The organism is Vibrio coralliilyticus ATCC BAA-450 (assembly GCF_000176135.1).
GTDB lineage: Bacteria > Pseudomonadota > Gammaproteobacteria > Enterobacterales > Vibrionaceae > Vibrio > Vibrio coralliilyticus.
The window spans coordinates 103,952-116,003 of sequence record NZ_ACZN01000017.1 but is presented as its reverse complement, the minus strand read 5'-3'; the positions used below and the strand labels follow the sequence as shown (position 1 = coordinate 116,003).

The 12,052-nt window shown below is 43.9% G+C and carries 11 protein-coding genes; 6 read left to right on the top strand and 5 right to left on the bottom strand.

Annotated features, from left to right (window positions below):
- Positions 1–15: 15 nt before the first annotated feature.
- The 3 genes from dcuC to VIC_RS15840 all read right to left on the bottom strand — a co-directional run bounded on the left by dcuC (position 16) and on the right by VIC_RS15840 (position 3,309).
- Positions 16–1,383 carry an anaerobic C4-dicarboxylate transporter DcuC gene (gene dcuC, locus VIC_RS15850; protein WP_006961040.1) on the bottom strand — a complete coding sequence of 456 codons (1,368 nt, stop codon included), beginning with the start codon at positions 1,381–1,383 and terminating at the stop codon, positions 16–18.
- Positions 1,384–1,793: 410 nt separating this feature from the next.
- Complete coding sequence (locus VIC_RS15845; protein ID WP_031342936.1) at positions 1,794–2,582, bottom strand: lipase family protein; 789 nt, start codon at positions 2,580–2,582, stop codon at positions 1,794–1,796.
- Positions 2,583–2,673: 91 nt separating this feature from the next.
- Positions 2,674–3,309: a hypothetical protein gene (locus tag VIC_RS15840; protein WP_006961037.1), complete on the bottom strand. Its 636-nt coding sequence runs from the start codon at positions 3,307–3,309 to the stop codon at positions 2,674–2,676.
- A gap of 102 nt (positions 3,310–3,411) precedes the next feature.
- Here VIC_RS15840 and VIC_RS15835 point away from each other — a divergent pair, with 102 nt between their 5' ends.
- The 3 genes from VIC_RS15835 to VIC_RS15825 all read left to right on the top strand — a co-directional run bounded on the left by VIC_RS15835 (position 3,412) and on the right by VIC_RS15825 (position 4,928).
- Positions 3,412–3,660, top strand: coding sequence for a DUF2164 domain-containing protein (locus VIC_RS15835; protein ID WP_006961036.1), 249 nt, complete (start codon positions 3,412–3,414; stop codon positions 3,658–3,660).
- A gap of 162 nt (positions 3,661–3,822) precedes the next feature.
- Positions 3,823–4,362: a cytochrome b gene (locus VIC_RS15830; RefSeq protein ID WP_006961035.1), complete on the top strand. Its 540-nt coding sequence runs from the start codon at positions 3,823–3,825 to the stop codon at positions 4,360–4,362.
- A complete protein-coding gene (locus tag VIC_RS15825; RefSeq protein WP_039952104.1) occupies positions 4,359–4,928 on the top strand; it encodes a YceI family protein in 570 nt (189 codons plus the stop codon). Before VIC_RS15830 ends, VIC_RS15825 begins: the two co-directional genes overlap by 4 nt.
- Positions 4,929–5,014: 86 nt before the next feature.
- Here VIC_RS15825 and focA read toward each other — a convergent pair whose 3' ends face one another.
- On the bottom strand, positions 5,015–6,469 hold the full coding sequence (gene focA / locus VIC_RS15820) for a formate transporter FocA (protein WP_006961033.1): 1,455 nt from the start codon (positions 6,467–6,469) through the stop codon (positions 5,015–5,017).
- Between the two features lie 225 nt (positions 6,470–6,694).
- Between focA and VIC_RS15815 the strand changes: the two genes are divergently transcribed.
- Both VIC_RS15815 and VIC_RS15810 read left to right on the top strand, forming a co-directional pair.
- The gene (locus VIC_RS15815; protein ID WP_006961032.1) at positions 6,695–7,600 is read left to right on the top strand and encodes a LysR substrate-binding domain-containing protein; all 906 of its coding nucleotides are present in this window, start codon (positions 6,695–6,697) and stop codon (positions 7,598–7,600) included.
- Positions 7,601–7,764: 164 nt separating this feature from the next.
- On the top strand, positions 7,765–8,250 hold the full coding sequence (locus tag VIC_RS15810; protein ID WP_006961031.1) for a DUF1097 domain-containing protein: 486 nt from the start codon (positions 7,765–7,767) through the stop codon (positions 8,248–8,250).
- 80 nt (positions 8,251–8,330) lie between these two features.
- Here VIC_RS15810 and VIC_RS15805 read toward each other — a convergent pair whose 3' ends face one another.
- On the bottom strand, positions 8,331–9,962 hold the full coding sequence (locus VIC_RS15805) for an ATP-dependent endonuclease (RefSeq protein WP_006961030.1): 1,632 nt from the start codon (positions 9,960–9,962) through the stop codon (positions 8,331–8,333).
- Between the two features lie 233 nt (positions 9,963–10,195).
- Between VIC_RS15805 and VIC_RS15800 the strand changes: the two genes are divergently transcribed.
- A complete protein-coding gene (locus VIC_RS15800) occupies positions 10,196–11,941 on the top strand; it encodes a bifunctional metallophosphatase/5'-nucleotidase (RefSeq protein ID WP_006961029.1) in 1,746 nt (581 codons plus the stop codon).
- Positions 11,942–12,052 lie beyond the last annotated feature (111 nt).

The following is a 12,052-nucleotide window of genomic DNA, read 5'->3' as shown; positions in this document are numbered from 1 at the left end:
CTATTTTTGTCTAGGTTATGCTGACATTGGAACTAAGACTAACGTTCCTAAAATAACCGTGATTAAGCCACATAGAACGGGTACTGACGTACGTTTTACCACTTCAAATGGGCTGATCTTACCCATACCTGATGTCGCAACTACCACACCAGACACTGGTGAAACAGTGCGGCCCAAGTTTGAAGCCTGAAGCATCGGAATGATCAAAAAGGCCGGGTTTAACCCCATTTTTGCCGCTAGAGCAGGTGCCAGCTCTACAAACGCATAGAAAGGCGCGTTACCCGAACCGGTCGCGATCGCTGCCGCAACGGTTAAACCAGTCAGTATAAGCATGAGCGCAATACCACCAGCCCCCGCTGTTTCAGCAAGATGAAGTAGGTTATCAATTGCTCCAATAGACATCAGACCTTGGGCGAATACACCAGCCGCAACTAACAGCATTACCACGCCCTTAAATGCATCTGCCATACCCTGATAGCAAGACTCTAAGTCCTCTAGCGTCTCCTTGCCTTTGAATCGTTTAGTGACAAAGTCGACAAGTGCACCAATGAAAATCGACAAAACAACAATGGTATAGATGTCCAGTTTTAGGCCTGGAATGGTGCGTCCATTGAACAGAAAAACGCCGATGATAGGTAGGAACGGCAATACAGCGTAATACGCCGGGGAATTAACTTCGATTTCAGAAACGTCAACGCGTTCCATTGGTGAGTTATCTTTCTTATCCAGATATTTGTTCCAAAAGAAAGCTGCTGCCGCCATGACGATAATGGCGCAAATAGACACTGGTAGAACGGTTTGAACGGCAAACACATCCAAATCCAATCCTGACTTTTCTGCAGCAATAACTACATCGCCCGAAGTTGGGGAAAGAATGATCGCGGCTGGTGACGCACACACCGCTACTGCTGCTGGGCGTGAGATACCCATTGCCGCCATCATAGGGAATAGAGTTGCCATCAACAGAACGCCCAAACCAGTGGCAGAACTTACTGCTAGTGACATGAGACACGCAACGATATAAGCCGCAACCAGCAGAACGTAAGGTGATTTGATGACAGAAAGAGGCTTAGAAAATTGTTTAACAACGACGTTATTAGCACCGATATGTGTCATGTAAGACGCAAAACCACAAAGCAACATGATTTGCATACCCAAACCGCCACCACGATATTGGAGCATGTATTTCACGTACTCCAGGGCATCTGTAAACATATTGCCAGTCGAGGTTATTTTTGATGGTAGAACCGTGTGGCCAATGAGGCCTGTAAGAATAAGTAGTAAAACACCTGCTGTTAAAAGTACACCCGCAGGTTTGTAACCTTTAACAATGAAATAGCCGACCGCCACAGTGACGACTAACCCAATGAAGAGCTCCAGCATAGATATCACCTTAAGATATGAAAATTATATAAAAACTGTTTCAAACTATGACAAGGAATGTACATAAAACTATGCTGTAGCACGAGTGCTAGTTAAACTTCTGATGATCTAGAACAATAAATGGATTGACTCATTAATATTGGCGAATAATGTTGTAATGGATTGGTGTTTTAGATGTTATTAATAGTTTGAAAGACATATGAGGATGTTTAAAAATGATAAAAATATCAAATAATGGGCTTAAATAAGCGCGTAGCAATGCCAATAAAAGCACTCAGTTGTACTTGGCACCAGAGAGGAGGCACAAACTATTTCATTCTACTTATGTGAGATAAATTGCTTCTAACAACGCAAACACCTAATGCAATCTCCCAGACTTTAATATCTTGCAAAGTAAGGAGCTATCCGTCCTATCTTTCGTCAAAGAAATCTTTGTTACGAATATATTTGGTCATTAAGTGGTATGAAAACGGGCGAATTAGCCAGGATCCGATTGATCGGCCCAGTCGCATCAAAGTCGGTGTGTTCTCATAAATACGACCATTATAGAGCCAAAGCACCTTGCCGACATGCCAGTAAAACAAAGGTAAAGGAGGGAGAAAAGTCACAATATCGAGATCGCAGCAAATACGATACGTTTTATGACTGAGCTTATAGTGACTTTTAAATCCGTATCCACCAATAGATGGTTGACCAAAGGTGACGACGCGCTTGATGGATTTTGGAAATTGTTTTTCAAACGCATCCGCAAGCACACATCCTATCGCTCCTCCCGAAGAATGACCGGTAAAGGTTAGACGTTTTCCCTGCTCAATGAGCGGGACTAGGACAGAAGAAAGTTGCTCATAGACGCTAGCACCAAGCTTGTCATTCTTATGCAGTGGGAGACTCTCTTGAAATATCAGGTAGTGGTAGCCCGCATGAATGGCGTAGTTGAGATTAAGTTGCTTGCACCTTCGTTTCCACAACGCAAGGTTGAGTATCCAGTCCCAAGGATTGTGGGAACCTTTGATAACCACAATGACTTCTTCACTGTCGTTGGACCAGAGCACGCGCATCATGGGTTTTCCAAATCGATTGGCAATAACGCGTTGTCCGTTAGGTGCAAAACCATATCGTGTCTGTTTGAGGACTCTAGAGTACGCCAGATTGCATAAAACGGCGTAACGTTCATATTGATAACGTTTTAGTTTCTTCACACTTAGCTCACGCACCGAATCATTGTTTGAGTATGGTCGAAGAACGTGAAATTGCGATGACACTACAATCAGTGCCAGTGAGTGAGGTTGGTTAGCTCAACTGCACGACAGAGTAGAGCTGAATATATTTGCGAACCAACTGCTGATCCGTTGAACGTCTAAGAGGGTGGGTGAACTTAACAAAATAGGGGCTTAAGCCAAAGTGGTGCTCTAACGAACAAGCGAGTTGCGACTCACTTTCATATAAGCTGATCCCTTGTAACTTATATTGGTCTATTTCATCAGGTAATTGCCCAGTCCACCAGTGGAGTAGCTCTCGGCTCTGCTTATTTCGAGAAATCCAATGATCGCTGATTAATAACAGAAGATCATTGGGCTGAATAGCGAAAGCGTATTCTTCTTGCCAGTTTGTTACGGCTTTAAATAATTTTTGCCGACAGTTGCTTCCTGCACTCAATAAATGTGAAGAAAGTATCCAAACCGTGCCAGCGTCGGATGTCACTCTATAGTGATGAGGTTGTTCCGTATTTGAGTGGGATTCTAGCGCTACGTATTCGCAGTGGTGGCCGAATTCGGTCAACGTTCGGGATAGACGTCGAGAAAATGCCAAGCTCAGATGGTGCTCATTCATTCCTTTGTTGTGAATCGTCGGATAATGTTTTTCACACAGCTTCATACAGTCTGCCTGAAATTCATTCACACTCTGAATTAGCACATCTAATAGCAAGACTTCTCTCCACAAGTCGATATTTACACAATGAAGATTAGCATGTGAAAGTATTATTTAGTTACACTTAGTCCGAAAAATATTGAGTATGGTTAAGGGTTTATGTCCAAGATTGAATTTACATCACAACAAAAACAAGCGATGTCATCTGCTTTATTGCGATATTTGGAAGATGAGCTAAATATAGAAATTGGTCAGTTTGATGCGGAGTTTATGTTGGACTTCATAATAGAAGCATTTGGTCCTGCATTCTATAACAAGGGGCTAGCCGATGCACAGACGGTTATGCAGCGAAAGATGACGGATATTGCTGACGAGATTTATGAGATTGAACAAGTCAGTGAGTATTAAGTTATTAAAGGTGATGAAAAAGTTCCTTCAAAAATTTTGAATGACTTAATCAAATTCGCTCCGTTTCCCGAATGTAAAGAATGGTAAATAATCTGTTATAGAAATAGGGGAGACGATAGTCTCGTTGAAAAAGAGAAGTATTCAACATTTGGAATTGGCGCAATGAGATCAGAAGTAAAGAATTACAACCCTGTAGCGCGGGGAATCCATTGGATATCAGCAATTGTCATTATCGGCATGTTTGCTGTGGGGCTATGGATGGTTGACCTGACTTATTACAGTGAATGGTATAAAACCGCTCCGCATTGGCACAAATCAGTGGGTATCTTACTTGCTGCTCTGACGCTATTTCGCTTTGTTTGGAAGCACACAACACCTTCTCCAAAAGTTGAAGGTAAAGCGTATGAAATTCTCGGCGCAAAGGTAGTTCACTTAGCTATGTACCTTGTTTTGATTGTACTTTTTGCTTCCGGTTACCTTATTTCTACCGAAGATGGCAGAGGTATTGACGTCTTCAACTGGTTTACTGTTCCTGGGCTTGGCGCTTTATTTGAGAATCAAGCTGATCTTTCTGGTGAGATTCACTTTTACGCCGCCTGGGCACTTATTTTAATGGCAGCCGTTCATGCTTTGGCTGCGATCAAACATCACGTGATTAACAAAGACAACACGCTACGCAAGATGATAGGAGCTTCGAAATGAAAAAAACGTTATTTGCTACCGGACTAGCTATGGCAATGGCATTGCCATTTGGTGCAAGCGCAGCGGACTACGTAATTGACAACAAAGGTGCTCACGCATCTGTTAACTTCAAAGTAAGTCACTTAGGCTACAGTTTTATCAAAGGTCGTTTTAACACATTTGAAGGTGACTTTTCTTACGACCCTGAAAACATTAGTGCATCTAAAGTAGAAGTAACAATTGATACTACGAGCTTGGACTCAAACCACGCTGAGCGTGATAAGCATATCCGCAGCGGAGACTTTATTAACGCGTCGAAGTTCTCTACTGCTACATTCACAAGCACAAGTGTTGTCGATAAAGGAAACGGCAAACTTGAAGTCAACGGTGACTTAAACCTACACGGTGTTACTAAGCCGATTACTATTGATGCTGAGTTCATTGGAGCTGGTAAAGACCCTTGGGGTGGTGAGCGCGCTGGTTTCTTGGGTTCTACTCGCCTGGAGCTTGCAGACTTCAATATTCCAGTTATGGGTGCATCTAGCTACGTTGATATGGAACTTCATGTAGAAGGTATTAAGAAGTAATCCAATTTACTGCTTAACAACAAAAGAGCCCCCAACTTGCGTCGGGGGCTTTTTGATCAAGCGACTTATTTCCTGACCAAAATGCGCTAGGCTGATTCAAGCTGTGTGCTGTTGTCTACGATAGCTACCCTGTCACCGTAGACGGTGCGCAATGCCCTCAGTACATCTTTTCTTGTTACTGCTCCTACAAACTTTCCATTGTCTAGAATAGGTAACACATGAGGTTTGTGAACCTTAATGCTTTTCGCTCGTTCCTCAAGTGAGAGTGATGTAAACGTTGTGGCTATTCCAATGCTGGTTGTTGGGTATAGTTGCTCTTTGTCGATACAAAGAAACTCCGCGACATCAATTAATTTGTCGTTCACGCTGATAGCGATAACATCTCTCGACATCAAGTCCACGACTTTTTGACCTTCAACCGGGATATAGTCCTGACACCATAAATCGACCATGACATCGTGAACGGAAAAGAAACCGATCAAGCGTTCTTCTGCATCTACAACTGGTGCACTTACCACATGATTATCTAGCAAAGTGTCAATGGCCGCGGGAGTGGTCATTTCAGGTGTTAAAGTGATCGGATCATTGTTCATAATGTCTTTAACGAATAATAGGTTGTTCATGGTGGTTTCCTTAGCTGACGTAATGTTAGTGCTTGTAGTAATACTGGAAATGGATGCGGCTTTGAGTTGTGGTCTGCGGTAGATACTCCAATTGGCAAGGCCGACTAATACTGCACCGCCGACGATATTGCCCAAGGTTACTGGGATGAGGTTTGCAGTAATAAATTGATAAATGTTGAGATCACTGTATTGATCAGAGGTCGCGCCTACTTGACTCCAAAAGGCCTCAGGCGCGAAGTTTTGAATAACGATACCAAGCGGTACCATGAACATGTTTGCGACGCAGTGTTCGAACCCGCTGGACACAAACATCGCTACGGGCATGATGGTCATCACCGCCTTAGTCATTGCATTGGCACTACTGAATGTGAGCCAGATAGCGAGACACACTAATAAGTTACACAGCACGCCGAGTGAGAAAGCTTCGACTGTTGAGTGGTGCAATTTATGTTGAGCAATGTTGAGAGCGTTTAGCCCCCATTGACCATGGTCCATTTGGTATAAGCCCGCAGCGGATACTATCAACAGAAGTAACATTGCCCCAACAAAGTTGCCGATATACACCTTGCCCCAAATTGATAGCATTTTACTGAAACTGATTTGCTTGTTCGCCCATGAAATGCTGGACAGAACTGAGCTAGTAAAGAGCTCGCCACCACAGATAACGATGAGAATTAGCCCCATGCTGAACGCTAATCCGCCTGCTAGTCTGCTTAGCCCCCAGCCTGATTCTGCGTTGCCTGTGGTGACAGTAATGTAGAACAGAAAAGCCAGCCCAATAAAGGCTCCAGCCATTACTGCTAATCCCAAAGTCATACCGCTGGTTTTATTGGCTTTACTGAGTGCGAATTTTTCCGCTTCTGCCATCATCTCACTGGGTGAGAAGTAGAGATTATTCGTCTGAGCTTGTTGTGTCATCGTCGCCCCCGAATTTATTAGTCATGATTACCTCCTGTTATTACAGTGAAAATGTCTCACTGCCCATTCAGGTTATGGTGTCCAGGAATACACGTAAAATTGATAATATTTAAAAACCTTATCAAAATTGTTGATATGGACTGAGAGCAACGTAAAATGAAACAACTTGCTTATTTATAAGCGTTTTTAGTCGTTGTTATTCTCTGAGCAAAGGATTGAAGCTTAATGAGATATTCTCTTAAACAACTTGCCGTATTTGATGCAGTCGCAGATATGGGGAGTGTTAGTATGGCCGCAGATAAGCTGGCATTAACGCAGTCGGCAACCAGTATGTCACTGGCTCAGCTTGAAAAAATGCTAGGGCGACCGCTGTTCGAACGCCAAGGTAAGCAGATGGCGTTAACGCATTGGGGGATGTGGTTAAGGCCAAAAGCCAAGCGGTTGTTACAGGATGCACAACAAATAGAGATGGGCTTTTACGAACAGCATCTATTGAGTGGCCACATCAAACTCGGTGCAAGTCAAACACCTGCGGAACATTTGGTTCCAGACCTCATCAGTATTATTGATAACTCATTTCCTGAGATGCGGATCTCTCTTAAAGTCAAAAGTACCGATAGCGTGATGCAAGGCGTCTTAGACTACAAATATGATCTGGGTATCATTGAAGGGCGTTGCGATGATAACCGACTTCATCAGGAAGTCTGGTGCCGTGACCATTTAACCGTTGTTGCCGCCGCGCATCATCCTTTCGCAAGGCATGAAACAGTGAGCCTTGCACAGCTAGAGCAGGCAAGGTGGGTTTTGAGAGAGCACGGTAGTGGTACTCGCAAGATTTTTGATAGCTCCATTCACCATTTAATTGAGGATTTAGACGTTTGGCGTGAATACGAGCACGTCCCCGTATTGCGTAGTATGGTGGAACATGGCCAGTACCTGACATGTTTACCGTATCTTGACGTTGAACGTTTTATTGAGAACGGGCAGTTGGTCGCGCTCAACGTCCCTGAACTGAGTATGGAGCGGACATTATCGTTTATATGGCGGGCTGACATGGTGGAAAACCCCCTCGTTGAGTGTATTAAACGAGAGGGATTGAGAATGATGAAAGGTAAGCCTTCGGTACTTTAATATTTTCAATATCTGTTGAAATAACGTTTGCGTCACAAAATGTTGTTAATATTTCATTTTGTTGCTTATTCATTGTGATCAAGATCGTTTTGTTTCTTTTACTTAACCCTTAACATGCCGTCTTGTACTTTTGATGTGTGTATAAGCACACTTAGCGAGGCGGTATGAGCACACTTGTCGCGATTTCATTAACTACGGGAATTCTTTCAGGTCTATGGGGGTGGATTGCCATCTCATTAGGCTTATTGTCATGGGCTGGCTTCTTAGGTTGCACCAGCTATTTTGCGTCTCCAACCAGTGGCCTTAAAGGTCTGGCTGAAAGTTTAGTCACCAACATGACAGGTGTATTTTGGGCGATGGTGATCATCCACGCTTCTCAATACGCTTCATTAGAAATTCTGGGTTATGTGATCACTGCTATCGTGGCATTTATGATGTGTATTCAGGCTAAGCAAAACTGGCTTGGGTATATACCGGGTACTTTTATTGGTTCTTGCGCGACTTTCGCAGCAGATGGTAACTGGCAGCTTGTTGTACCTTCGTTGATTTTAGGTGGCGTGTTTGGTTACTTGATGAAAGCAAGCGGCTTATGGCTGCATCAGAAGTCATCTCAAACACAATCTACCAGAGAGTTACCAACTCGTTCGTGATTGTGAACCCCCGATTGATTAGTATCGTTTGATGTTTGATACGCGGCCTTGACTACCTAAAGTAGCCAAGGCCGCTTTTTTCATGTGTTGCCGTTAGCCATTGTTACTACGCGCTTCAACGTCCATCTAAGCAGTATTGGTATGCAATCCATTCCTCTGTCTTCACAATGAGAAACAATCGCCAATGCCAAGTCAGGTTTGGCGAATTTCTTGAGTACTCTGGTCACCACTTTCTTTGCCGGAATCGGGTGGTCGAGTGGAATACGCACCATGTCTTTAAAGAAGGGTTCGAAGCCATTGTTATAGAGGTAATGTTCAATATCTCGATCTGGTAACTCGGTAAGACGATGACGCTCCTGATCATTCCCTAGCTGAGCACGAACGGCTGCCGCGTACTTTTTACCTGCGGCATCACCATCAGTTACTACATGCCAATCGATGCCAAATGCTTTGGCGATCTTAACCAGTGACTTCAATCCTGATTGTGCAAACTCGATAATTTGCACGCCTTCAGCGGCTAAGTTGTATCCGCATTGGTTAGCGAGCTCATTAAAAAGCCAGACTTCCGTTTCACCTTCAACCAATAGCCAGCATCGAGCAAACAATGCTCCAGAACGATGAAAGCGAATATGAAATCCGATTCGTCTCAGTTCATCTTTACTGAACCCGTGTGCTGGAAGATAGGTCGTGATGGTTCGATCCGATTGCCGGACTAAACGACGAATACTGTTAAGTGGCACCTGACCAAGAAGATCTCCACTATTAGTGGTGAGTATCTTTTGCATTGGGAGAAGCTGAAGTAGGCTCCAAGCACGAGCAAGGTGCGTTGGGTGTAATCGGCCTTCAGGATCTTCGAGAATAAGCAATGGTCTGGCACAGCGGCGAAGCTTGTTTGGGCCTTTAGCTTGGAGGTAAGCATTGAGTAAGCCCATAAACAGAAGTCGAGTTTGTTTGCTTTTCGTTTCCTCTACAACTTGAGAGATGCTTTTGTTGTTTGGGGAGCCACTGAAAAAGATACCATCTCTTTGCTTACGAAGGTTCTTGCGTGTATTGGACTTAAATGAAAAGTAGTGATCAACCAATACATTCATAGAGCTCAGGCTACTTTTCATTTCGCCTTTGTTTACATGCCCAGGAATCGCCATCAAGCGTCGGCAGGTATTGTTGATTCGTTTCTCGATGCGGTCATTGGTATCACCCAAACTACCGATTGGGCGCTCAAAGCGACGTGAGTCTTTAAGGCGAATGACAGGATGAAGTGTCATGAGCTCCTGCGCTAACTTTTCTGAATGATGTAAGGGAAGTGGGTTACCTTCACGATCGAGAAAAGCGTATCGTGTGGTGACATCATAGCCGTCACGGCTGGCGCTTAAGCGATAAATGATCTTATTAGTGCCTTGGTCATCTTGAATCCAGACCGGTTTAATTTTGCGATAGCGCCCAGAGTTTATTTCGTTTTTATCGTTAGAAATCAGGCTAATCACAATTTGTAGGTGCTGAGTTTGAGGGTGTGCAATTGAGTAGTCGACATGAAAGTCAGTCATCTCAAATTGATAAGGTACGCCTTCAGGAGGCAAGGCGACCGATAGGGCATCTAACAGCGAAGATTTACCCCAGGTGTTTTCACCAATTAGGGTCGTGAGCTCGTCAAAAGCGATGGATAGCCGTTTGATCCCACGAAAGCCGGAAATTTCAATCCGCTCTAGCAGCATGAAGTGACTCCGTTTGAGCTATTGTTACCTAAAGCATAATAGAAAAACCTCTAATAAGCAGAAGCTTACCTCACAAAGTTTGTGCTTGCTCGGTGTAATCTATTATCAACAACAAGCGATCTTGCTCAACTTAGTCAATGTATAAAGAACGACGTATGCAATAAAAGTGTGAAAGTTAATGAATTTGTCATAAAGGATGGGATACGATGTAGCCGAATATGAGAGAAGAAAATATGAAATATAAAAACAATAAAGCGGCTAAGATTAGGCTTGCGCACATTAACGATACCCATTCTTATTTTGAACCAACGTCGCTACAGCTTACGATTAATGTAGAAGGCGAAACCCTTACTCCGTATGTGAGTGCTGGGGGCTTTGCGCGTATAGCGACACGTAAAAAACAGCTCGAAGAATCACTATCTGACAATCGCCAAATGGTGTTCCTCCACGCAGGAGATTGTTTTCAGGGCACTTTGTATTTCTCCCTGTTTAAGGGGGAAGCGAACGCGACCATGCTCAATGCGCTCAATATAGATGCGATGGCCTTAGGTAACCATGAATTGGATATGGGTAACCTGCCTGTTGCGAAATTTGTAGAACAAATTGAATTCCCTTTGCTTGCCGGCAACTGGGACCTATCGAAAGAAAGTCAGGATAAAGAACTGACTTTAAGAGATAAGCCGCGTGTCCATTCTTATGTCCCTGACACTCAGTCCGCTCAGTGGATAGTAAAAGAGGTAGACGGTGAACCCATCGCTATCTTTTCCTTGGCACTGGATAAAATGGCAGACATTTCAAACCCAGACCTAGATACGCCGTTCGTAAATGCGATAGAAACAGCAACTCGCACGGTAGAGCAGATTCGAAAGCAAGGTATCAATAAAATCATTCTATTGAGCCACATGGGCTACGATGCTGACCTAGATATGGCGGCAAAAGTGGATGGAATCAGTGTCATTGTTGGTGGTCATAGCCACCGTTTACAAGGTGATTTCAGTGATCTCGGACTTAAAAAAGATGATGATTACGGCATCAAAGTCAATGGGACTCATGTTGTACAGGCGGGATACCACGCGTTAAGCATGGGCCATTGTGACATCGATTTTAACGAGCAAGGTGAGACCGTTAAGTTCAACGGAAAGAATGAGCTCTTGCTAGGCCGAAGGGTGTTCCTAGATGCTAGTATGAGTGAAACAACTAATGAGCTGCCTTATCACACCGCTCGTCAGTTTATTGATAACCACCCGAACGTTCTAGTGTGTAAGAAAGACAAAGAAGTACAGACTTTACTCAATGAAAAGTATGTTTCTCGCGTTAGAACGCTACAACGTAACGTAATCGCACACGCTAACAAGTCACTGAGACATGTCCGAATCCCTGATGAGGTAGGAGCCAGTGAGTTAGCGCCATTAGTAGCGGAATCTTTTGTTCACTCTATGAAAAAGCTTGGTCACAATGCTGAGTTTGCTATTCATAACGCTGGTGGTGTTCGAAACTCACTCAATGTCGGAAATGTTTCCGTTGCTGACATTGCTGGAAAACTATTGCCGTTTGCCGTACCGATTGGTGTTTACCAACTCAAAGGGAAGGACATTGCCGCTGCACTCGAAGGGGCAATCAACAATGCCACTAATAATGGCGTAGTAGGGACTGGCGATGGTTCCTATCCATATACATTTAACTTGAACTTTGAATACGCGCCTGAAGCGCCAATCGGTAGCCGGATCCTTGGTCTGGAAATCTTTAATTCTGATGTTGGTTGGCAAAAAGTCGATGATGAAAAGTACTATGTTGGGACGTCGTCAGCCTATACCATGAAAGGGAAAGAAGGGTATGAGGCGATGCTGAACATGCTAGATGAAGGCGTTGTTACAACGACATCCATGGCCGACTGTTTTATCGAGTTGCTGACAGACTTGCCCGATACTTTGAATAGACCACAGCAGTGCGTGCAAACGTGGTGGCATAAAGGTTGCTAATTTATTCCCCGAGTTAATTGAGTAAATGAATGTTACTCTGGGGGAATCTATGTGGAGTAGAGACTGGATCGACGTTGCTGTCGTGATTAGCTGGGTAGGCGTTTGGTCTGC

Excerpts from the sequence above, each read along its gene's own strand:
- VIC_RS15805 (WP_006961030.1), bottom strand. The coding sequence starts at position 9,962 with ATGCTGCTAGAGCGGATTGAAATTTCCGGCTTTCGTGGGATCAAACGG.
- VIC_RS15825 (WP_039952104.1), top strand. The coding sequence starts at position 4,359 with ATGAAAAAAACGTTATTTGCTACCGGACTAGCTATGGCAATGGCATTG.
- VIC_RS15835 (WP_006961036.1), top strand. The coding sequence starts at position 3,412 with ATGTCCAAGATTGAATTTACATCACAACAAAAACAAGCGATGTCATCT.
- dcuC (WP_006961040.1), bottom strand. The coding sequence starts at position 1,383 with ATGCTGGAGCTCTTCATTGGGTTAGTCGTCACTGTGGCGGTCGGCTAT.
- VIC_RS15810 (WP_006961031.1), top strand. The coding sequence starts at position 7,765 with ATGAGCACACTTGTCGCGATTTCATTAACTACGGGAATTCTTTCAGGT.
- VIC_RS15815 (WP_006961032.1), top strand. The coding sequence starts at position 6,695 with ATGAGATATTCTCTTAAACAACTTGCCGTATTTGATGCAGTCGCAGAT.
- VIC_RS15830 (WP_006961035.1), top strand. The coding sequence starts at position 3,823 with ATGAGATCAGAAGTAAAGAATTACAACCCTGTAGCGCGGGGAATCCAT.
- VIC_RS15800 (WP_006961029.1), top strand. The coding sequence starts at position 10,196 with ATGAAATATAAAAACAATAAAGCGGCTAAGATTAGGCTTGCGCACATT.
- focA (WP_006961033.1), bottom strand. The coding sequence starts at position 6,469 with ATGACACAACAAGCTCAGACGAATAATCTCTACTTCTCACCCAGTGAG.